The organism is Streptomyces capillispiralis, from assembly GCF_007829875.1.
GTDB lineage: Bacteria > Actinomycetota > Actinomycetes > Streptomycetales > Streptomycetaceae > Streptomyces > Streptomyces capillispiralis.
Genome location: NZ_VIWV01000001.1, coordinates 3,161,393 through 3,181,200, shown reverse-complemented (window position 1 = coordinate 3,181,200; position 19,808 = coordinate 3,161,393). Strand labels below are relative to the sequence as shown.

Genomic DNA, 19,808 nt, shown 5'->3' with positions numbered 1-19,808 from the left:
CCGGGCCCCGGGGCCCGGCGTCAGTCGGCGGTGCCCAGCAGGCCGCGCAGTTCCTCCGGGAGGAGGTCGGTGCAGGACTGGCGGGCCTCCTGCGTGAGGGCGTCGTTGGTGCAGGTGTAGTAGTCGTTGTAGACCAGCTGGGCCGCGAAGGTCGCGGCGACCAGGGCGAGGGCCAGGGACGCCGTGACCAGGCCGCTCACCGCGGCGGTGGTCTGCGGCCGGGCCGTCTGCTCCGGCGCCGGGGAGTCCGGGTCCGGTGTGCGGGGCTTGGCGCGCAGGGCGCTGACGCCCCAGTACAGGGCCAGCGCGCCCAGCAGCAGGGCCACGTAGGGCCAGCTGAAGAGGGCGAAGAAGAAGGCCCACATGCCGGACAGCAGGGCGAAGCGCGCGCGGCGCTGGGCCGGGTCCGTCGGGTCCCAGCGCGGCCCGGGGCCCTGGGGTCCGCCCCCCGGCCCCTCCGGGCCGCGCGGGCGCTCGCCGAAGCCGCCGGGGGAGCGGCCGGGCTGCCGGTCGCTCCAGTTCCGGCCCCAGGGGGTGCGGCCGCCGCCGTCCCCGCCGGACGGGTGCCTGGGCTGCCAGGGCCGGTCGGGAGTCCCCTCCGGCGGCGGAGCGAACGGGTTGTCTTCCTGAGAGCCCTGAGAGCCCTGAGAGCCCTGAGAGCCCTCCGGGCCCCGCGCCCCCTCGGCGTCCCGGGAGCCGGTGTCCCCGCCGTCGCCGCTGCCCCCGCTGCGGGGGGCGTCGGGCGGCGAGGCGGGGTGCTCCCGCAGCAGCACGGCGCCCCGCTCCCCTCCCTGGGCCGACTGCTGGGGGAATGTGAGGAGTCGCAGGCTGCGGTCCGGCATCAAGTGAGCGTCTTCCCCTTAATGAAGCACGGCGTGGTCCGGCGCGACCGCCCGGCACGACGTTTCGACATACGACTGAGCTGCTGAGCCGGCGTGTTCCTGTCGGCCCTCCGGCCCGGGTCCGTCATCCTGTGAACGCCCGGTGCACGGCTCGCGTTCCCGCGCGCCCCCGGCGTCCCTGGAACCCGGCCTTCCCGGACCGGCTCTTCCCAGACGCTACCTTCCAGCCATCCCCCCGTCCCGTGGGGGCCGCCCGGTGTGCCGGTATCGTTGCTGACGGTCGGCCGCTTCGTAGGCTTCCCCGTATCCAGGGACGCGAAGCATTCGTATGAATGTACAAAGCGCTGTGCCGCCGACCGCACGGACGCTCCCCGAGAAAGGGCCCCACCGTGGCCGCCAAGCCCGTGGCCGAGCGCGCCAGGCGTCTCGTCGTGCTGGTCTCCGGATCCGGCACCAATCTGCAGGCGCTCCTCGACGAGATCGCCGCCACCGGCGCCGAGGCGTACGGGGCCGAGATCGTGGCCGTCGGCGCCGACCGCGAGGGCATCGAGGGGCTGGCCCGCGCCGAGCGCGCCGGGCTGCCGACCTTCGTCTGCAAGGTCAGGGACCACGCGACCCGGGAGGAGTGGGACGCGGCGCTCGCCGAGGCCGTCGCCGCCCACGCACCGGACCTGGTGGTGTCCGCCGGGTTCATGAAGATCGTGGGGAAGGAGTTCCTCGCGCGCTTCGGCGGCCGGTTCGTCAACACCCACCCCGCGCTGCTGCCCAGTTTCCCGGGAGCCCACGGCGTACGGGACGCGCTCGCGTACGGCGCCAAGGTCACCGGCTGCACCGTCCACTTCGTCGACGACGGCGTCGACACCGGGCCGATCATCGCGCAGGGCGTGGTGGAGATCCGGGACGAGGACGACGAGAGCGCTCTGCACGAGCGCATCAAGGAAGTCGAGCGAAGGCTGCTCGTCGAGGTCGTGGGGCGGCTCGCCCGCAACGGCTATCGCATTGAGGGACGAAAGGTAGTTATCCAGTGACCGCCGAGAGCAACAAGCGGGCCATCCGACGGGCGCTCGTCAGCGTCTACGACAAGACCGGCCTCGAGGACCTCGCGCGCGGCCTGCACGAGGCCGGCGTGGAGCTCGTCTCCACCGGGTCCACCGCCGCGAGGATCGCCGCCGCGGGCGTCCCCGTCACCAAGGTCGAGGAGCTGACCGGCTTCCCCGAGTGCCTGGACGGCCGCGTCAAGACCCTGCACCCCAAGGTCCACGCCGGCATCCTCGCCGACCTGCGCCTGGAGACCCACCGCGACCAGCTCGCCGAGCTGGGCGTGGAGCCGTTCGACCTCGTGGTCGTCAACCTCTACCCGTTCCGCGAGACCGTCGCCTCCGGCGCGACGCCCGACGAGTGCGTGGAGCAGATCGACATCGGCGGCCCGTCCATGGTGCGCGCCGCCGCGAAGAACCACCCGTCGGTCGCCGTCGTCACCAGCCCGGCGCGGTACGCGGACGTCCTCACCGCGGTCCGGGACGGCGGCTTCGACCTCGCCACCCGCAAGCGGCTCGCCGCGGAGGCCTTCCGGCACACGGCCGAGTACGACATCGCCGTCTCGACCTGGTTCGCCACCGTCTACGCGCCCGCCGAGGACGCCCGGTTCCCCGAGTTCCTCGCCACCAGCCTGGAGCGCGCCCACACCCTGCGCTACGGCGAGAACCCGCACCAGCCCGCCGCCCTCTACACCGCGGGCACGGGCGGTCTGGCCGAGGCCGAGCAGCTGCACGGCAAGGAGATGTCGTACAACAACTACACGGACACGGACGCCGCGCGCCGTGCCGCGTACGACCACGACGAGCCGTGCGTGGCGATCATCAAGCACGCCAACCCCTGCGGCATCGCGATCGGCGCGGACGTCGCCGAGGCGCACCGCAAGGCGCACGCCTGCGACCCGCTGTCCGCGTTCGGCGGCGTGATCGCCGTGAACCGCCCGGTGTCCAAGGAGATGGCCGAGCAGGTCGCGGAGATCTTCACCGAGGTCATCGTCGCGCCGGACTACGAGGACGGCGCGCTGGAGGCCCTCGCCAAGAAGAAGAACATCCGCGTACTGCGCGCCCCGGGCCGCCCCGACCACCCGGTCGAGGTCAAGCCGATCGACGGCGGTGCCCTGCTCCAGGTCGCCGACCGCCTCCAGGCCGACGGCGACGACCCGGCCACCTGGACCCTCGCCACCGGCGAGGCCCTTCCCGAGGCGGAGCTGGCGGAGCTGGCCTTCGCCTGGCGGGCCTGCCGCGCGGTGAAGTCCAACGCGATCCTGCTCGCCAAGGACGGCGCCTCCGTCGGCGTCGGCATGGGCCAGGTCAACCGCGTGGACTCGGCGAAGCTGGCCGTGGAGCGGGCGGGCGCCGAGCGCGCGGCCGGTTCCTACGCCGCCTCCGACGCGTTCTTCCCCTTCCCCGACGGCCTGGAGATCCTCACCGGCGCCGGTGTGAAGGCCGTGGTCCAGCCCGGCGGTTCGGTCCGCGACGAGCTGGTCGTCGAGGCCGCGAAGAAGGCGGGCGTGACGATGTACTTCACGGGCACGCGCCACTTCTTCCACTGACGGCCCGTCCGCCCGTCCTCGTGGACGGGCGGACGGAACCCGCTACTTGTCCACCTCGTACCGGCCGACCTCCAGGAAGTACCGCAACTCCTCGGGCGTACCGTCCATGACCTCCTCGGCCGCCGCACGGAGCGCGTCGCTGATGGTCGGGTCGGCGAGGAGGGTGGCGACGGCGACGCGGTCGTCCTCCGCCTGCGCGAGGCGGTAGCCGGTTTCGAGCCAGGCGCGGGTGTTCTCGGGGGTGGGGGCGTCGAGGATCGCGTTGATCTCCCGCTGGACGCGCTTGCCGGCGTAGGGCTTGGCGAGGATCGTGGTGATGGCGACGCGGTCGTCCTCGAACTGCGCGAGGCGGTAGCCGGTTTCGAGCCAGGCGCGGGTGTTCTCGGGGGTGGGGGCGTCGAGGATCGCGTTGATCTCCCGCTGGACGCGCTTGCCGGCGTAGGGCTTGGCGAGGATCGTGGTGATGGCGACGCGGTCGTCCTCGAACTGCGCCAGGCGATAGCCGGTTTCGAGCCAGGCGCGCATGTCCTCCACCGTGCCGTCGAGGGCCTCGTTGGCCTCCCGGGTGACGCGCTTGCCGGAGTCCGGGTCGGCCAGGATGCGGGCGAGGGCGAGACGCAGCTCCTCCTCCGACATCTCCTCCACCGGTGTGCCCGGCTCGTCCGTGCTCGCCGCTGCCGCCGTCACGGCCACGGACGACGGGGCCGCGCCCGCCGCGAGGGCGGGGGTGGTGAGCAGGAGGGCCGGCGTCAGCGCCGTGGTGGCGACCAGCAGTGCACCGCGGGTCAGTCTCATACGTGAACCTGCCTCGTGGGTAAGGGTTTTCACGGAGGGCGGCGACTGCCGCCTCGAACACCCTTTCACTTCCCGGGGTGAAGATCACTGCGTATTTTCGGCAACTCTGACGCCCCGTCATTGCCGGGCCGGAGCCGCCGTGATCACGCCCGGCCGCGCAGCGCCGCCCAGGTCTGAGGGCCCACGTGGCCGTCGGCGTCCAGTCCCTTGTCGCGCTGGAACCGCCGGACCGCGGCCGCGGTGTCCTTGCCGAACGCGCCGTCGACGCCCGCCCGTCCCACGCTGTAGCCCCGCTCGGTGAGCAGGCACTGCACCTGGACCACGCGCTGGCCGTTGTCGCCGTAGACGGTGATCCGGGTGCCGGAGTAGTACGTGCACCGGGAGTTCCAGGGCGGGACGGCGGACCCGGCCGCCGACCGGGTGGGCCCGGGGGACGGGGCGCCGTCGCCGCCCGGACCGGCGTCCTCCTCACCCGCGCCCGAACCCCGCTCGTCCTCCGGGGACTTCGCATCCGTACCGCCCTTCCCCTCCTTGCCCTCCTTCTCCCCGCCCGCGCCGGACGGCGCCCCGGACGGAAACGGCAGCAGCGAGGCCAGGGCGTCGTCGGCGGTGCTGCCGCCGGACGCCGCGGAGGAGGCGGAGGGTCCCTGGTCGACCGGCGGGCGGGTGAGCAGATGGGCGCCGGCCGCCACGGCGCAGACCGCGAGCCCCGCCGCGACGGCGAGGTGGGGCCTGCGCCACCACCGCTGCCCACGCTCGACCACCGTCGGCACCCCGTACGCGCCCGGTGGCGTCGCCGGTCCGAAGCCGGGGCCCGGCACGGGGGCGGCGACCCGCTCGGTCGGCGTGCGCCCGGGGCCGGCCCGCCCGGCGGGCGCGTTCTCCAGCGCGTCGTACGCCTGCTGCCGGGCGAGCAGACGGGCGCCCAGCGGCTCCTGCCACGAAGGGGCGCCGCGGTGCCGCTCCGCCGCGTCGGCCAGCTGCCCCGGGGTGGGCCGGGCGGCGGGGTCCTTGGCGAGGCAGGCGGAGAGCAGCGCGGCCAACCCGGCGTCCAGGGCCGCGAGTACCGCCATGACCTCAGGGTTCGGGTCCTCGAACGCGACGCGGTGCATCACGTCCACGCCGGTTCCGTCACCGAACGGCGCGCTGCCGGTGGCCGCGTAGACGAGGGTGCCGGCGAGCGAGAACACGTCGGAGGCGGTGTCGCAGCGGCCCTCGCGCAGGTACTCGGGGGACATGTAGGCGGGCGTGCCGACCCGCGCGCCGGTCGAGGTGATCGCGCTGCTGTCCACGGCCTGCGAGATGCCGAAGTCGATGACGTGGACACCGCGCAGGGTGAGGATCACGTTGGACGGTTTGAGGTCCCGGTGGATGATCCCGGCACCGGACAGCGCCGACAGGGCCTGTCCCAGCTCGCCGACGAGCCACCACATCCCGGCCGCGTCCAGCCTGCCGCAGCCGCGGACGGCGTCGGTGAGGTTGACGCCCGGGAGGTACTGCGTGGCCATCCACAGCAGCGAGTCCGCGAACCCGGTGCCCAGCAGCTGCGGCGCGTACGGCCCCCTGACCCGGCCGTGCACGGCGGCCTCCCGCTCGAACCGCCGCCGGAACTCGGGGTCCTCCGCGTACTCGGGCCGGATCACCTTCACCGCGGCGAGCCCCGGCCGGCCGTCGGCGGGCCGGGCCAGATAGACCCGGCCCATGCCGCCGCTGCCCAGCCGCCCGAGCGGCACGTACGGCCCGATCCGCGCCGGATCCCCCGGCTGCAACGGAGCCGCCCCGGTCTGCGGGACGGCGGCCTCACCGGACGCCGACGGGTACGGCGGCCCGGGCCGCTGGTCTGTCATGAATGAGTCCCCCGACTGTCCTTACGCCCGTAAAGTGCTGGTGTGTCGCTCCAGCTGACGGGAGGTTACCGTCTCTGTGACGGGGGAGTGGCCCGGAGTCACGGACGAGTGCGGCCCGTTCCGGGAAGGTGACGACCGCTGACGACCGCTCCGTGGATCAGCGGGCCGGAGGCGCCGTCGCGCGGGTCCGGCGCGACGGCGCGGCGGTGGTGCCGCGAGGGGAGTCGTTCCCCCTCCCCCGACTGTTCGGGGTCGCGTTCCCTGATGCGAGCGGGGGAGGGGGTGAGGGGGTCGCCCCGGCGGCGGTGAGGCGCCCGTGCGGTGGGCGGGACCGGGGCGGGTGTTCGGTACCGCGGCCGACGTGGTGTGTCAGGAGCGCGGCCGGTGCGGATGTGTCCGGGGCCGGTGCGGATGTGTCAGTACCGCGGCCGGCGGAACCATTCCGCGCTGGTCCGCTTCGCCGCGAAGACGATCACCAGGATCGAGACGACCATGATGAGCAGGCCCAGTCCGTAGAGCGCCAGCGAGAAGATGCCGCTGACGATGGCGAACGAGGCGTACACGATCGAGCAGACGCGGACGCCGTTGCCGCCCTTGGCGTACTGCAGCAGCAGCACGAGGCCGAGTATCGCGAAGACGGCGGCCAGGCCCAGGAAGAAGACGACGACGCCCTTGCCCAGGTCGGCGTACCGCTCGGCCTCGGCGTCACCGGTGATGCCGGCCTCGAGCATCGTCTCGTCCCACTCGCCCAGCGCCTTGCCGTACGCGGCCGCGATGAGGACGTGCGCCACGGCGATCACCGCGAGCAGGATCTGCGCGGCACGCGTGAGGCCGGGCATCCGGGTGGGGACGTAGCCGCCGCCGTACGGCTGGGACACCGGCGGCGCGGCCGGGTAGCCGTAGCCCTGCTGCGGGACGCCGGGCTGCTGCTGGGGGTAGCCGTAGCCGGGTCCGGCCGGGGGCTGCTGGGGCGGCTGCCCGTAGGGGTTGTTCGGGTCGCCGAAACTCATGGCGCTTCTTCCTCCGTCTGTGCGTCAGGTGCGGGGACGACGCGAGGCACGGCGCGGAGGAAGTTCTACAGATGCGGTCCGTCCCCCCGGTTCTGCCCGCGGCACTGTGCGACTTATCGTTCTTGACCGTTCTGTTGCTTGTCCAGCCGTGAACCGTATGTGTTGTGCAAGTGCAACATCACTGATCTTGGCCGAATTCGACCGGAACGGATCGGTCCCGGGGTCTGGAACGCCGCGGCCGCCCGGAATGCGGGCTGATTGGAACCGGGGACCGCTCATCGGCGAGGATGGGTGACATGACCGCCCAGATTCTCGATGGCAAGGCCACCGCGGCCGAGATCAAGTCCGAGCTGACCGCCCGCGTGGCGGCGCTGAAGGAGAAGGGCGTCACGCCCGGCCTCGGCACGATCCTCGTAGGGGAGGACCCCGGCAGCCAGAAGTACGTCGCCGGCAAGCACCGCGACTGCGCCCAGGTGGGCATCGCCTCGATCCAGCGCGAACTGCCCGGCACCGCCACGCAGGAGGAGATCGAGGCGGTCGTCCGCGAGCTGAACGAGGACCCCGCCTGCACCGGTTACATCGTCCAGCTGCCGCTGCCCAGGGGCATCGACGAGAACCGCATCCTCGAACTGATGGACCCGGAGAAGGACGCCGACGGCCTCCACCCGATGAACCTCGGCCGCCTCGTCCTCAACGAGCCGGCCCCGCTGCCCTGCACCCCGAACGGCATCATCACCCTGCTGCGCCGCCACGGCGTGGAGATCAAGGGCGCCGAGGTCGTGGTCGTCGGCCGCGGTGTCACCATCGGCCGCCCGATGCCGCTGCTGCTGACCCGCCGCAGCGAGAACGCCACCGTGACCCAGTGCCACACCGGCACCCGCGACCTGTCGGCGCACATGCGGCGCGCGGACATCATCGTCGCCGCGGCCGGTTCGGCCCACCTGATCCGTCCGGAGGACGTCAAGCCGGGCGCGGCCGTCCTCGACGTCGGTGTCTCCCGCAGCGCCGAGGGCAAGATCGTGGGCGACGTCCACCCGGGCGTGGCCGAGGTGGCCGGCTGGGTCGCCCCCAACCCCGGCGGTGTCGGCCCGATGACCCGGGCCCAACTGCTGGTCAACGTGGTCGAGGCGGCGGAGCGCAGTGTCGGCTGAGCAGAACGCCCCGGACGCCCCGGACGCCCCCGAGGCGCGGGAGCGGGACGAGGAGATCACGGTCCGCGATCCCGTCAGCGCGCCCGACGCCGACGGCGTCCCGCGGCGCACCACCCGCCGGTTCCCGCTGTTCACCCGGGACACCGCGCGTCCCGAGGGCGGCGGCAGGGCGGCCTCCGGCGACGCCCCCGCGCCCGCCCGCCAGTGGCCGATCCTCGCCGTGCTGCTCACGGTCGGGCTGGGGCTGCTGCTGACCGCGCTGGACGTGTTCCGGCTGGGCACGCTGCTGATCGGCGTGGCCCTGCTGGCCGGGGCGGTACTGCGCTGGCTGGTGCCGGACGTCGGCATGCTGGCGGTCCGCTCCCGTTTCACGGACATCGTGACCTACGGCGGGCTGGGCCTGGCGATCGCGATGCTGGCGCTGATGGTGCAGCCCGATCCGTGGCTGGAGATCCCGTTCCTCAAGGACACCCTGCACTTCACGGTCAGCGGTTAGCCGACGGCGGATCCTGTCCCGAACGGCGGCCCGTCCACACCCCCGTGAGAGGACGGGCCGCCGCCGGGACCAACACTCCTGCACGGTGAAGCGCCTGATCAACGGCTGTCCGGCCGCTGTGGCACGGAAGTGACCGTTCCGCTACGTCACCCGGAATCCTCGTACAGCCTTGCGATGTGTCCTCCGTGGGACGGACGTGTCGCCCGGGGCGTATGGGTCCGCCCGTGTGGCCGCTCTGTGTCGATGTATTGACAAGTTCGCGGATGTACGACGAAGTGATGGGACTACAGGTCTAGCGTGAACAATTGGGGCGGCCCGGGACGTCCCTTGCTTGTTCCGGGTTCCGTTCGGTCGAGGGGGTGACCGATGGGACACTGGGCCGCAAGCGATGAGGCGTGCGAGGGCGTACGCCTGAAGCCCTGACGCTCCTGTGCGCCCCCACCCCGGGAACTGAGGCCCCGCCCGGCGGCATCCCTGTGGGTAGCCAGAACGGGGACTCGGCAGAGGGCACCATGCGCGAGGGAAGAACCAGCACCAACCGGGGGGAAGAGGGGGGAAGCAATGCCTCGTTGGAAGGCCTTGCCGGATGAACTCGATCCGCAGATCAGGGAGTTCACGAGCCAGCTCAGGCGGGTGGTGGACCGCAGCGGCCTGAGCGTCGCGTCGGTCTCCGACCGCACGGGCTACAGCAAGACGTCCTGGGAGCGGTATCTGAACGGCCGGCTGCTCGCGCCCAAGGGCGCGATCGTGGCCCTGGCCGAGGTCACCGGGACCAACCCGACGCACCTGACGACCATGTGGGAGCTCGCCGAGCGCGCCTGGAGCCGCTCGGAGATGCGCCACGACATGACGATGGAGGCGATCCGGATCTCGCAGGCGCGTGCCGCGCTCAGCGAGCTGGCCGGGCCGTCGACGGGGCAGGGCGCCAGATCCCGCAAGGGCGGCGCCGCGGTCCGTCCGGGCGTGGCCGGACCGGCCGGTGTCGCCCCGAGCGTGCCACCGCAGCCGACCGCCTCGGACGTGCGTGACGCCTCCGGCGGCGGATGGGGCGGCTCGTCCGGGGAGAGCTCCCAGGGGAACTCCTGGGGGGTCGCGGCGCCGCCGCCGCAGCCGGGCCGCGCCGGCTCCGGTGCCCCGGCCGTCCCGCCCGCCGGTGGCGGACCGGTCCCGGGGGGGTACGGCGCACCGCCCCGCGACACGTCCGGCCGCGGCGGCGCGGGTGGCTCCGGGGGCAAGCGGCGGACGTCGACGTTCATCGCCGGGGCGGTGGGCGCGCTGGTGGTGATCGCCGCCGCGTTCTACGTCACGGGGACCGAGGGCGACAAGAAGGGCGACGACGCCCGGAAGTCCCCGTCGCCCACCGTCACCACCGACGCGAACCTGCCGCCGGGCGTGAAGTGCAGCGGTGACGCCTGCGACGGCAAGGACGCGGAGGTCATGGGGTGCAGCGGTGAGCTCGTCACCACGACCCGGACGGTGACGGTCGGCGCCGCCACGGTGGAGGTCCGCTACAGCGAGACCTGCGGTGCGGCATGGGGGCGCATCACGCAGGCCGCGCAGGGGGACAGGGTCGAGATCACCGCGGGCGGCTCGAAGCAGAGCGACACCATCACCGCGGCCGGCGACACGGTCGCGTACACCCCGATGGTGCCGGTCGCCGACGCGGCGGAGGCGGAGGCCTGCGCGATCCTGGCCGCTTCCGGCGAGAAGGGCTGCACGGACACGCAGTAACGGGCGGAGCACCCGGGCCGACCCGCCCGACCCGCCCGGCCCGCGGCAGCCGGGCGGCGCACCGGCCGTCCACTGCGCCGGCTCGGCGCCGCGGCCGCCGCCCGCCCGGGTGACTGTGCCCGAGCGGTCGTCGCTCCGCTCATGAACGGGCCGCCCACCAACGGTCCGCGTACGAGCGCCGCGCCCGCCACTCGGGCAGCTCCGCCCCGGCCGCCTCGTTCCGGGCCCGCCTCGTCCCGGCTCCCCTGCCCTTGAAGCGCTCGGGAACGGCGCGTACGCGGGTGGCTTCCCCGGTCCAGGGCAGCTCCGCTCGGCGGCCGGAAGGCCCGCCCCGCCGGGCAGCCCCCGCTGCTCCGAAGCGCCGCCCCGCCCCGGCAGTCCCCACCGCTCCGAAGGCCGCCCCACACCCCCCTATGGGCTCATCTGAGCCCATACGGGCTCATATATGTGGGGGATTCGTGGGGATGCGAATGACGGGTCGAAAGGCGGGCACGCGAGTAGTACCCCCACGGGATTCCGGCGCGTTCGGTCCCCGACGGCGGCCGCTCCGCCCCCACCTCTCCCGGGCGGAGCGGCCGCCCCTTCCGTCTCCCCCGCGGTACCCGAGTACACGGGCGGTCACTCTGTGGGGCGGGCCACAGGGAGCCCGGACGTCCGAGATCGGGGATGCGCGATAGCCTGACCGCTGGATCTCTCTTGACGCCAAGAGATCGATCATCGAAATCTGTGATCGATCATCGCGGCGGGATCCCGCAACCCGGGGCAGGGACCGCCCCACCGCCAGCTGTCATACGGAGAACGCCATGACCCGCACTCCCGTGAACGTCACCGTCACCGGCGCGGCCGGCCAGATCGGTTACGCCCTGCTCTTCCGCATCGCCTCCGGCCAGCTGCTCGGCGCGGACGTGCCGGTCAAGCTGCGCCTGCTGGAGATCACCCCGGCGCTCAAGGCCGCCGAGGGCACGGCCATGGAGCTGGACGACTGCGCGTTCCCGCTGCTCCAGGGCATCGACATCACGGACGACCCGAACGTGGCCTTCGACGGCGCCAACGTCGCCCTCCTCGTGGGCGCCCGCCCGCGCACCAAGGGCATGGAGCGCGGTGACCTCCTCGAGGCCAACGGCGGCATCTTCAAGCCGCAGGGCCAGGCCATCAACGCCCACGCCGCGGACGACATCCGGGTCCTGGTCGTCGGCAACCCGGCCAACACCAACGCCCTGATCGCCCAGGCCGCCGCGCCGGACGTACCCGCCGAGCGGTTCACCGCCATGACCCGCCTGGACCACAACCGCGCCCTGACCCAGCTGTCGAAGAAGACCGGCGTCCCGGTCTCCGAGATCAAGAAGCTGACGATCTGGGGCAACCACTCCGCCACCCAGTACCCGGACATCTTCCACGCCACCGTCGCCGGCAAGAACGCCGCCGAGGTCGTGAACGACGAGAAGTGGCTGGCCGAGGACTTCATCCCGACCGTCGCCAAGCGCGGTGCCGCGATCATCGAGGCCCGTGGCGCCTCGTCGGCCGCCTCCGCCGCCAACGCCGCCATCGACCACGTCCACACCTGGGTCAACGGCACCGCCGACGGCGACTGGGCCTCCATGGGCATCCCGTCCGACGGCTCCTACGGCGTCCCGGAGGGCCTGATCTCCTCCTTCCCGGTCACCGTCAAGGACGGCACGTACGAGATCGTCCAGGGCCTGGAGATCAACGAGTTCTCCCGCGCCCGCATCGACGCCTCCGTCAAGGAGCTCGAGGAGGAGCGCGAGGCGGTCCGCGGCCTCGGCCTCATCTGACCGACCCGCTTTCCGGGCCACGGGCCCCGCACCGGTTCTGCCGGTGCGGGGCCCGTCGCGTTCCCCCGAAGACATCCGGGAGGGCCGGGAGGGTGCCAGCGGGCCGCGAAACCAAGCCATTTCTCCCTTTCGCCCTCATGTTCCGTGACCCAGCGCACTTTCGGCCATGGATCGCGCATGCATCCGAGGGCGAAGGGCAGGCGCACCCGGTCCCGTGGACGACACCTGTGCGACTCACGGGTGCTGAACAGGAACGGAAGGCAGCGGACCGATCATGGCGGACAGGACAGAACCCAGGGTGCGCGACACCATCCACGCGGGAGGCGAGTGGCGGGCGGCCGTCTCGGGGGCCGTGCGCGAGATCCTCGACCCCGCGGACGCCCTGCCGTTCGCCGTGGTCGCCGAGGGCGACGAGAGGGACGCCGACCTCGCGGTGGCCGCCGCCCGGCGCGCCTTCGACGAGGGGCCGTGGCCGCACACGCCCGTCGCCGAACGGGCCGCACTGCTGCGCCGCGTCGCCGGCCTGCTCGTACGGGACCGGGAGGCGCTCGGGCTGCTGGAGAGCCGGGACGCGGGCAAGACCGTCGAGGAGGGCCGCGTCGACATCGACTGTGTCGCCGACGCCTTCCGCTACTTCGCCGACCTGGTGGCGGGGGAGGCGCCCGGACGGGTCGTGGACGCCGGCTCGCCCGACGTCCACAGCGTCGTCGTGCACGAGCCGGTCGGCGTCTGCGCGATGATCACACCCTGGAACTACCCGCTGCTCCAGGCCAGTTGGAAGATCGCCCCCGCGCTCGCGGCCGGCAACACCTTCGTGGTCAAGCCCAGCGAGATCACCCCCCTCACCACCGTCGCGCTCATCGAGCTGCTGACCGAGGCCGGGCTGCCCACCGGGGTCGCCAACATCGTCACCGGGCCCGGCCGCACCGTCGGCGCGCGGCTCGCCGAGCACCCCGGCGTCGACCTGGTCTCCTTCACCGGCGGCCTGGCCAGCGGCACCGAGGTGGCCCGGGCGGCCGCCCCGAGCGTGAAGAAGGTCGCCCTCGAACTCGGCGGCAAGAACCCCAACGTGGTCTTCGCCGACGCCTGCGCCACCGAGCAGGGCTTCGACACCGCCGTCGACCAGGCCCTCAACGCCGCCTTCATTCACAGCGGCCAGGTCTGCTCGGCGGGCTCCCGGCTGATCGTCGAGGAGTCCGTCCGCGACCGCTTCGTCGCCGAACTCGCCCGCCGGGCCGAGCGCATCAGGCTCGGCCGGGGCACCGAGGACGGCGTCGAGTGCGGCCCGCTGGTCTCCGCGCAGCAGCGCGCGAAGGTGGAGGCGTACGTCGAGTCCGCGCTGAAGGAGGGCGCGGTGCTGCGCTCCGGCGGCAAGCGGCCCGCGCCGTCCGCCGAGCGCCCCGGGAGCGGCTACTTCTACGAGCCGACCGTCCTGGACCGCTGCCACCGCGAGATGCGGGTCGTGCGCGAGGAGGTCTTCGGACCGGTCCTCACCGTCGAGACCTTCCGCACCGAGGACGAGGCCGTCGCCCTCGCCAACGACACCGAGTACGGACTGGCCGGCGCCGTGTGGACCGCCGACGCGGGCCGCGCCCGGCGGGTGGCCGGGCGGCTGCGCCACGGCACCGTGTGGATCAACGACTTCCACCCCTACCTCCCGCAGGCGGAGTGGGGCGGCTTCGGCAAGAGCGGAGTGGGCCGCGAACTCGGCCCGGCCGGTCTCGCCGAGTACCGCGAGACCAAGCACGTGTACCAGAACCTGGCGCCCAAGCCGGTGCGCTGGTTCGCGGGCTGAGCCGCAGACCGCCGGGCGGTGCTCCCCGCACCGCCGCACCCCGGTGCCGCCCCACAACCCACCCACCTGTCCCGAGTCCCCGGAGGAGTACCACCCGAATGCCCGCTCACACCCACGCACGTGAAATCGACTACGACTACGTCGTCATCGGCGGCGGCACCGCGGGGTCCGTCATCGCCTCCCGGCTGACCGAGAACCCGGACGTCACGGTCGCCGTCATCGAGGGCGGCCCCAGCGACGTGGGCCGCGACGACGTGCTGACGCTGCGCCGCTGGATGGGCCTGCTCGGCGGCGAACTCGACTACGACTACCCCACCACCGAACAGCCGCGCGGCAACTCGCACATCCGGCACAGCCGCGCCCGCGTCCTCGGCGGCTGCTCCTCGCACAACACCCTCATCGCCTTCAAGCCGCTGCCGTCCGACTGGGACGAGTGGGAGCGGGCCGGGGCCAAGGGCTGGGGCGCGGTGCAGATGGAGGCGTACTACGCCCGCCTCAAGAACAACATCGTCCCCGTCGACGAGAAGGACCGGAACGCCATCGCCCGCGACTTCGTCGACTCCGCGCAGGCCGCGCTGGGCGTGCCGCGCGTGGAGGGCTTCAACCGCAAGCCGTTCACCGAGGGCGTCGGCTTCTTCGACCTCGCCTACCACCCGGAGGACAACAAGCGCTCGTCGGCGTCGGTGGCGTACCTCCACCCGGTGATGGACGAGCGCCCCAACCTGACGCTGCTGCTGGAGACCTGGGCGTACCGGCTGGAGCTGGACGGCACCCGCGCCGAGGGCGTCCACGTACGCACCAAGGACGGCGAGGAGATCCTCGTCCGCGCCCGCAACGAGGTCGTGCTGTGCGCCGGAGCCGTCGACTCGCCCCGGCTGCTGCTGCACTCCGGCATCGGCCCGAAGGCCGACCTGGAGGCGCTCGGCATACCCGTGGCGCACGACCTGCCGGGCGTCGGCGAGAACCTCCTCGACCACCCCGAGTCGGTGATCGTCTGGGAGACGAACGGACCCCTCCCGGAGAACTCCGCGATGGACTCCGACGCCGGGCTGTTCGTGCGCCGCGACCCCGGGCACGCGGGCCCCGACCTGATGTTCCACTTCTACCAGATCCCGTTCACCGACAACCCGGAGCGACTGGGCTACCGGCGGCCGGAGTTCGGCGTCTCCATGACCCCGAACATCCCCAAGCCCCGGTCGCGCGGCCGGCTCTACCTGACCAGCGCCGACCCGTCCGTGAAACCGGCCCTCGACTTCCGCTACTTCACCGACGAGGACGACTACGACGGCCGCACCCTCGTCGACGGCATCCGCATCGCCCGCGAGATCGCCAGAACCGAACCGCTGGCCGGCTGGCTCAAGCGCGAGGTGGCGCCCGGCCCGGACATCACCGGCGACGAGGAACTCGGCGCGTACGCCCGCAAGGTCGCCCACACCGTCTACCACCCGGCGGGCACCTGCCGGATGGGCGACGCCGACGACGAACGGGCGGTCGTGGACCCCGAGTTGCGCATCCGCGGACTGCGGGGCATCCGGATCGCCGACGCGTCCGTGTTCCCGACCATGACGGCCGTGAACCCGATGATCGGGGTCCTCATGGTCGGGGAGCGGGCCGTCGAACTGATCGGTGGTGACGCGTGATGAGCACGGTCACCGCCACCCCGGGCAGCGCCCCCGTCTTCTCCGTCGACGGCCTGTGGAAGGTCTTCGGACCGAAGGCCCACCGCGTCCCCGCCGACCCCGGGCTCACCGCCCTGGACCCGGCCGAACTGCGCTCCCGCACCGGCTGCACGGCCGCCGTCCGTGACGTCTCCTTCGACGTGCGCAGGGGCGAGGTCTTCGTCGTCATGGGCCTGTCCGGATCCGGCAAGTCCACGCTGGTGCGCTGTCTGACCCGGCTGATCGAGCCGACCGCGGGCACCATCGCCATCGACGGCGAGGACGTGCGCGCCATGGACAAGGCACGGCTGCGCGCCCTGCGCCGGCACCGCGCCGCCATGGTGTTCCAGCACTTCGGCCTGCTGCCGCACCGCACCGTCCTCGACAACGTCGCCTACGGCCTGGAGATCCAGGGCGTGGGCCGGGCGGAGCGCCGTGAGCGGGCCGCCGGGGTCGTCGCCAAGGTCGGTCTGGAGGGCATGGAGCAGCGCAGGCCCGCCCAGCTCTCCGGCGGCCAGCGCCAGCGCGTCGGTCTGGCCCGCGCACTGGCCGTCGACCCCGAAGTGCTGCTCTTCGACGAGCCGTTCAGCGCGCTCGACCCGCTCATCCGGCGCGACATGCAGGAGGAGGTGATCCGGCTGCACCGGGAGGAGGGCCGCACGATGGTCTTCATCACCCACGACCTCCAGGAAGCCCTGAGACTGGGCGACCGGATCGCCCTGATGCGCGACGGCCGCGTGGTCCAGCTGGGCACGCCCGAGGAGATCGTGGGCTCGCCCGCGGACGACTACGTCCGTGCGTTCGTCCGGGACGTCCCGCGCGAGCAGGTCATGACGGTCCGTACGGCCATGCGCCCGGCCGCGTCGGCCGAGGAGGCGGGCACCGGCCCGGCCGTCCGCCCGGACGCCACCGTCTCCGAGGCCATCGAGGCGGTGGCCCGCGCGGGCACCTCCGCCCGGGTCCTCGACGAGGGCCGCTGCGTCGGGGTGGTCGACTCGGACGCCCTGCTGTCGGTCGTCGCCGACGCGGCTCCGGGCGGCCCTGCCGCCGGGGGCCCCGCCCCCCGGACGGAGCCGCGGGCGGTGGACGCACCGGCCGAGCACCGCGAACCGTCCCCGGCCCCCGCCCGCGAGGAGCCAACCCCCGCCCCCACCCGCGAGGAGCCAACCCCCGCCCCCACCCGCGAGGAGCCGGTGTGATGGCGACCCTCACCGCGACCCCCCGCAAGACCGCCCCGCCGGGCCTCCGCACCAGCCCGGCGCTGCGCAAGCTCGCGGCCCTCGCCCTGATCGCCGCGGTCCTCGTGCCCCTCGCCGTCACCCGCTGGCCGAACGGCAGCTGGCCCGCCGCGCTCACCGTGGACCTCTCCGGCCCGCTCGGCACGGCCAGCGACTGGATCATCGACAACCGCGACAGCCACCCGCTGTTCCTCTACTTCCTCGGCCACGTCAGCAACGCGGTCGTCATCGCCGTACGCGCCGTCTACCTCGCCCTCCTCGCCGTCGGCTGGGCCGGGGTGACCGCCGTGTCCGCGCTGGTCGCCTGGCGGGTCGCGGGCTTCCGGCTCGCCCTCGGCACCGCCGCCGCGTTCCTCGCCTGCGGACTGCTCGGCATGTGGGTGCCGACCATGCAGACGCTCGCCCTCATGGCCGTCGCGGTCGCCGCGTCCGTCGTCGTCGGCGCGCTGCTCGGGCTCGCCGCCGGCCTGTCCGACCGCATGGACCGGGTCCTGCGCCCGGTCCTCGACACCATGCAGGTCCTCCCGGCCTTCGCCTACCTCCTCCCCGTCGTCCTCGTCTTCGGCATCGGCGTCCCGGCGGCCGTCCTCGCCACCGTCGTCTACGCCGCCCCGCCCATGGCCCGGTTCACCGCGCTCGGGCTGCGCGGCGCCGACAAGGAGGTGCTGGAGGCGGTCGAGTCGCTCGGGGCCACCGCCCGCCAGCGCCTGCTGACCGCCCGCCTCCCGCTGGCCCGCGGGGAACTCCTCCTCGGCCTCAACCAGACGATCATGATGGCGCTGTCCATGGCCGTGATCGCCTCCGTGATCGGCGCCGGCGGCCTCGGCGACCGCGTCTACCAGGCGCTCGCCTCCGTCGACGTGGGAGCCGCGCTCGCCGCCGGCATCCCGATCGTGCTGCTCGCCGTCGTCCTCGACCGGGTGACCGGCGCGGCCGGCGCGCGGCTCGGGCAGGCGCCCGCGTCGAACTCCCGCACGCTGTGGGCGTACGCCCTCCTCGCCGCCGTGGCCGCCGCGGTCGCCGGACGGCTCGCGGGCCGCCTCGAATGGCCCGACGGATGGGTCGTGGGCATCGCCGAGCCGGTCAACCGGGCCGTCGACTGGATGACCGCCCACCTCTACTCGGGCGTCCCCGTCGTCGGCGGCACCGCCGACTGGGCGGGCCGCTTCACCACCTGGGTCCTCGACCCGCTCCGCGACGGCCTGCAGTGGCTGCCCTGGTGGTCGCTGCTCCTGGTCGTCGCCGCCCTGGCCTGGCTGATCGGCACCTGGCGCACCGCGCTCACCGCCGTCCTCGCCCTGGCCGCCATCGGGGTGCTCGGCGTGTGGAAGCCGTCCCTGGACACGCTCTCGCAGGTCCTCGCCGCCGTCGCCGTCACCCTCGTCGCCGGCTTCGCCACCGGCATCGCGGCCGCCCGCAGCGACCGCTTCGAACGGCTGCTGCGCCCGGTGCTGGACGTGTTCCAGACGATGCCGCAGTTCGTGTACCTGATCCCGGTGGTCGCCCTGTTCGGCGTCGGCCGCGCCCCGGCCGTCGCCGCCGCCGTCGTCTACGCGCTGCCCGCCGTCGTCCGCATCACCGCCCAGGGCCTGCGCCAGGTCGACCCGGCCGCCCTGGAGTCCGCCCGCTCACTCGGCGCGAGCGGCGTCCAGCAACTGCGCCAGGTCCAGCTCCCGCTGGCCCGCCCGGCGCTGCTGCTCGCCGTCAACCAGGGCGTCGTCCTGGTCCTCGCCGTCGTCATCATCGGCGGCCTGGTCGGCGGCGGCGCGCTCGGCTACGACGTCGTCTTCGGCCTAGCCCAGGGCGACCTGGCGACCGGCCTGGTCGCCGGGGCCGCGATCGTCTGCCTGGGGCTGATGCTCGACCGGGTGACCCAGCCGACCGAACGCCGCACGGCGAAGGGAGCCTGAGATGTTCCGCACGCGTACGACGGCGGCCGCCGCCGCGCTGGTGCTGGCCACCGGCTGCGGTGCCGCCGACATGACGCGGCAGGCGTCACCGTTCTCGAACGCCCGCGGCGCGAAGACCGTCACCCTGTCCGTGCAGTCCTGGGTGGGCGCGCAGGCCAACGTGGCCGTCGCCCAGTACCTGCTGGAGCACGAGCTCGGCTACCGCGTCGACACCGTCCAGGTCGACGAGGTGCCCGCCTGGGACGCGCTCAGCCAGGGCCGCGTCGACGCCATCCTGGAGGACTGGGGCCACCCCGAGCAGGAACAGCGCTACGTCGAGGAGAAGGGGACCATCGCGCGCGGCGGCGACCTCGGCGTCACCGGGCACATCGGCTGGTTCGTGCCGACGTACTTCGCGCGGCAGCACCCCGACGTCACCGACTGGAAGAACCTCGACAAGTACGCCGAGCGGTTCCGCACCCCGGAGAGCGGCGGCAAGGGCCAGCTGCTGGACGGCTCACCGTCCTACGTCACCAACGACAAGGCGCTGGTGAAGAACCTGAAGCTGGACTACCGGGTGGTGTTCGCCGGCTCCGAGGCCGCGCAGATCACCCAGATCAAGCAGTTCGCCAAGGAGAAGAAGCCCTTCCTCACCTACTGGTACACACCCCAGTGGCTGTTCGAGAAGGTGCCCATGACCGAGGTGAGGCTGCCCGCGTACGAGGAGGGCTGCGACGCCGACCCGGCGGAGGTCGCCTGCGCCTACCCGGTCACCCCGCTGCAGAAGTACCTCAACGCGGACTTCGCGAGGAAGGGGGGCGAGGCGGCGCACCTGCTCAGGAACTTCCGATGGACGACCGAGGACCAGAACGAGGTCTCCCTGATGATCGCCGAGCAGAAGCTGTCACCGCGGGAGGCGGCGCGGAAGTGGGTGGACAGCCACGCATCCGTCTGGAAGAAGTGGCTGCCCTGACCC

Annotated in this window: 15 protein-coding genes; 11 read left to right on the top strand and 4 right to left on the bottom strand. The window is 73.2% G+C overall.

All coding sequences use genetic code 11. From position 1 onward, the window contains the following. Nucleotides 1-20: 20 nt before the first annotated feature. A complete protein-coding gene (locus tag FHX78_RS13215; protein WP_145867655.1) occupies nt 21-842 on the bottom strand; it encodes a hypothetical protein in 822 nt (273 codons plus the stop codon). A gap of 389 nt (nt 843-1,231) precedes the next feature. On the opposite strand from FHX78_RS13215, the gene purN reads away from it, so the two are divergent. After that, complete coding sequence (gene purN, locus FHX78_RS13205) at nt 1,232-1,870, top strand: phosphoribosylglycinamide formyltransferase (protein WP_145867653.1); 639 nt, start codon at nt 1,232-1,234, stop codon at nt 1,868-1,870. Next, nucleotides 1,867-3,429 carry a bifunctional phosphoribosylaminoimidazolecarboxamide formyltransferase/IMP cyclohydrolase gene (gene purH / locus FHX78_RS13200; protein WP_145867652.1) on the top strand — a complete coding sequence of 521 codons (1,563 nt, stop codon included), beginning with the start codon at nt 1,867-1,869 and terminating at the stop codon, nt 3,427-3,429. Before purN ends, purH begins: the two co-directional genes overlap by 4 nt. A 42-nt stretch (nt 3,430-3,471) precedes the next feature. Here purH and FHX78_RS13195 read toward each other — a convergent pair whose 3' ends face one another. From FHX78_RS13195 to FHX78_RS13185, 3 genes are all read right to left on the bottom strand, one after another. Beyond that, entirely contained in the window at nt 3,472-4,224 is a 753-nt protein-coding gene (locus FHX78_RS13195) for an ALF repeat-containing protein (RefSeq protein WP_145867651.1), read from the bottom strand. 143 nt (nt 4,225-4,367) lie between these two features. Further along, nucleotides 4,368-6,071: a protein kinase domain-containing protein gene (locus FHX78_RS13190; protein WP_145867650.1), complete on the bottom strand. Its 1,704-nt coding sequence runs from the start codon at nt 6,069-6,071 to the stop codon at nt 4,368-4,370. 416 nt (nt 6,072-6,487) lie between these two features. Then, nucleotides 6,488-7,081 carry a hypothetical protein gene (locus tag FHX78_RS13185; RefSeq protein WP_145867649.1) on the bottom strand — a complete coding sequence of 198 codons (594 nt, stop codon included), beginning with the start codon at nt 7,079-7,081 and terminating at the stop codon, nt 6,488-6,490. A gap of 296 nt (nt 7,082-7,377) precedes the next feature. Here FHX78_RS13185 and FHX78_RS13180 point away from each other — a divergent pair, with 296 nt between their 5' ends. The 9 genes from FHX78_RS13180 (at nt 7,378) to FHX78_RS13140 (ending at nt 19,805) form a co-directional block, all read left to right on the top strand. Beyond that, complete coding sequence (locus FHX78_RS13180; protein WP_145867648.1) at nt 7,378-8,232, top strand: bifunctional methylenetetrahydrofolate dehydrogenase/methenyltetrahydrofolate cyclohydrolase; 855 nt, start codon at nt 7,378-7,380, stop codon at nt 8,230-8,232. Continuing rightward, nucleotides 8,222-8,728 carry a DUF3017 domain-containing protein gene (locus tag FHX78_RS13175; protein WP_145867647.1) on the top strand — a complete coding sequence of 169 codons (507 nt, stop codon included), beginning with the start codon at nt 8,222-8,224 and terminating at the stop codon, nt 8,726-8,728. Before FHX78_RS13180 ends, FHX78_RS13175 begins: the two co-directional genes overlap by 11 nt. A gap of 561 nt (nt 8,729-9,289) precedes the next feature. Next, on the top strand, nt 9,290-10,459 hold the full coding sequence (locus tag FHX78_RS13170) for a helix-turn-helix domain-containing protein (RefSeq protein WP_145867646.1): 1,170 nt from the start codon (nt 9,290-9,292) through the stop codon (nt 10,457-10,459). A gap of 803 nt (nt 10,460-11,262) precedes the next feature. Next, nucleotides 11,263-12,252 carry a malate dehydrogenase gene (locus FHX78_RS13165; RefSeq protein WP_145867645.1) on the top strand — a complete coding sequence of 330 codons (990 nt, stop codon included), beginning with the start codon at nt 11,263-11,265 and terminating at the stop codon, nt 12,250-12,252. Between the two features lie 274 nt (nt 12,253-12,526). After that, nucleotides 12,527-14,047 carry an aldehyde dehydrogenase family protein gene (locus FHX78_RS13160; protein WP_145867644.1) on the top strand — a complete coding sequence of 507 codons (1,521 nt, stop codon included), beginning with the start codon at nt 12,527-12,529 and terminating at the stop codon, nt 14,045-14,047. Nucleotides 14,048-14,145: 98 nt separating this feature from the next. Beyond that, on the top strand, nt 14,146-15,687 hold the full coding sequence (locus FHX78_RS13155; RefSeq protein WP_145867643.1) for a GMC family oxidoreductase: 1,542 nt from the start codon (nt 14,146-14,148) through the stop codon (nt 15,685-15,687). Continuing rightward, entirely contained in the window at nt 15,687-16,904 is a 1,218-nt protein-coding gene (locus FHX78_RS13150; protein WP_145867642.1) for a quaternary amine ABC transporter ATP-binding protein, read from the top strand. The genes FHX78_RS13155 and FHX78_RS13150 overlap by 1 nt, the downstream gene beginning before the upstream one ends. After that, nucleotides 16,904-18,853, top strand: a complete 1,950-nt coding sequence (locus FHX78_RS13145; RefSeq protein ID WP_145867641.1) for an ABC transporter permease — start codon at nt 16,904-16,906, stop codon at nt 18,851-18,853. The genes FHX78_RS13150 and FHX78_RS13145 overlap by 1 nt, the downstream gene beginning before the upstream one ends. Nucleotide 18,854: 1 nt before the next feature. Next, nucleotides 18,855-19,805: an ABC transporter substrate-binding protein gene (locus FHX78_RS13140; protein WP_145867640.1), complete on the top strand. Its 951-nt coding sequence runs from the start codon at nt 18,855-18,857 to the stop codon at nt 19,803-19,805. Nucleotides 19,806-19,808 lie beyond the last annotated feature (3 nt).

Bases quoted from the DNA above. Each gene is read 5' to 3' on its own strand.
- FHX78_RS13215 (WP_145867655.1), bottom strand. From the start codon at position 842: ATGCCGGACCGCAGCCTGCGACTCCTCACATTCCCCCAGCAGTCGGCC.
- FHX78_RS13195 (WP_145867651.1), bottom strand. From the start codon at position 4,224: ATGAGACTGACCCGCGGTGCACTGCTGGTCGCCACCACGGCGCTGACG.
- FHX78_RS13190 (WP_145867650.1), bottom strand. From the start codon at position 6,071: ATGACAGACCAGCGGCCCGGGCCGCCGTACCCGTCGGCGTCCGGTGAG.
- FHX78_RS13185 (WP_145867649.1), bottom strand. From the start codon at position 7,081: ATGAGTTTCGGCGACCCGAACAACCCCTACGGGCAGCCGCCCCAGCAG.
- FHX78_RS13180 (WP_145867648.1), top strand. From the start codon at position 7,378: ATGACCGCCCAGATTCTCGATGGCAAGGCCACCGCGGCCGAGATCAAG.
- FHX78_RS13170 (WP_145867646.1), top strand. From the start codon at position 9,290: ATGCCTCGTTGGAAGGCCTTGCCGGATGAACTCGATCCGCAGATCAGG.
- FHX78_RS13165 (WP_145867645.1), top strand. From the start codon at position 11,263: ATGACCCGCACTCCCGTGAACGTCACCGTCACCGGCGCGGCCGGCCAG.
- FHX78_RS13160 (WP_145867644.1), top strand. From the start codon at position 12,527: ATGGCGGACAGGACAGAACCCAGGGTGCGCGACACCATCCACGCGGGA.
- FHX78_RS13155 (WP_145867643.1), top strand. From the start codon at position 14,146: ATGCCCGCTCACACCCACGCACGTGAAATCGACTACGACTACGTCGTC.
- FHX78_RS13150 (WP_145867642.1), top strand. From the start codon at position 15,687: ATGAGCACGGTCACCGCCACCCCGGGCAGCGCCCCCGTCTTCTCCGTC.
- FHX78_RS13145 (WP_145867641.1), top strand. From the start codon at position 16,904: ATGGCGACCCTCACCGCGACCCCCCGCAAGACCGCCCCGCCGGGCCTC.
- FHX78_RS13140 (WP_145867640.1), top strand. From the start codon at position 18,855: ATGTTCCGCACGCGTACGACGGCGGCCGCCGCCGCGCTGGTGCTGGCC.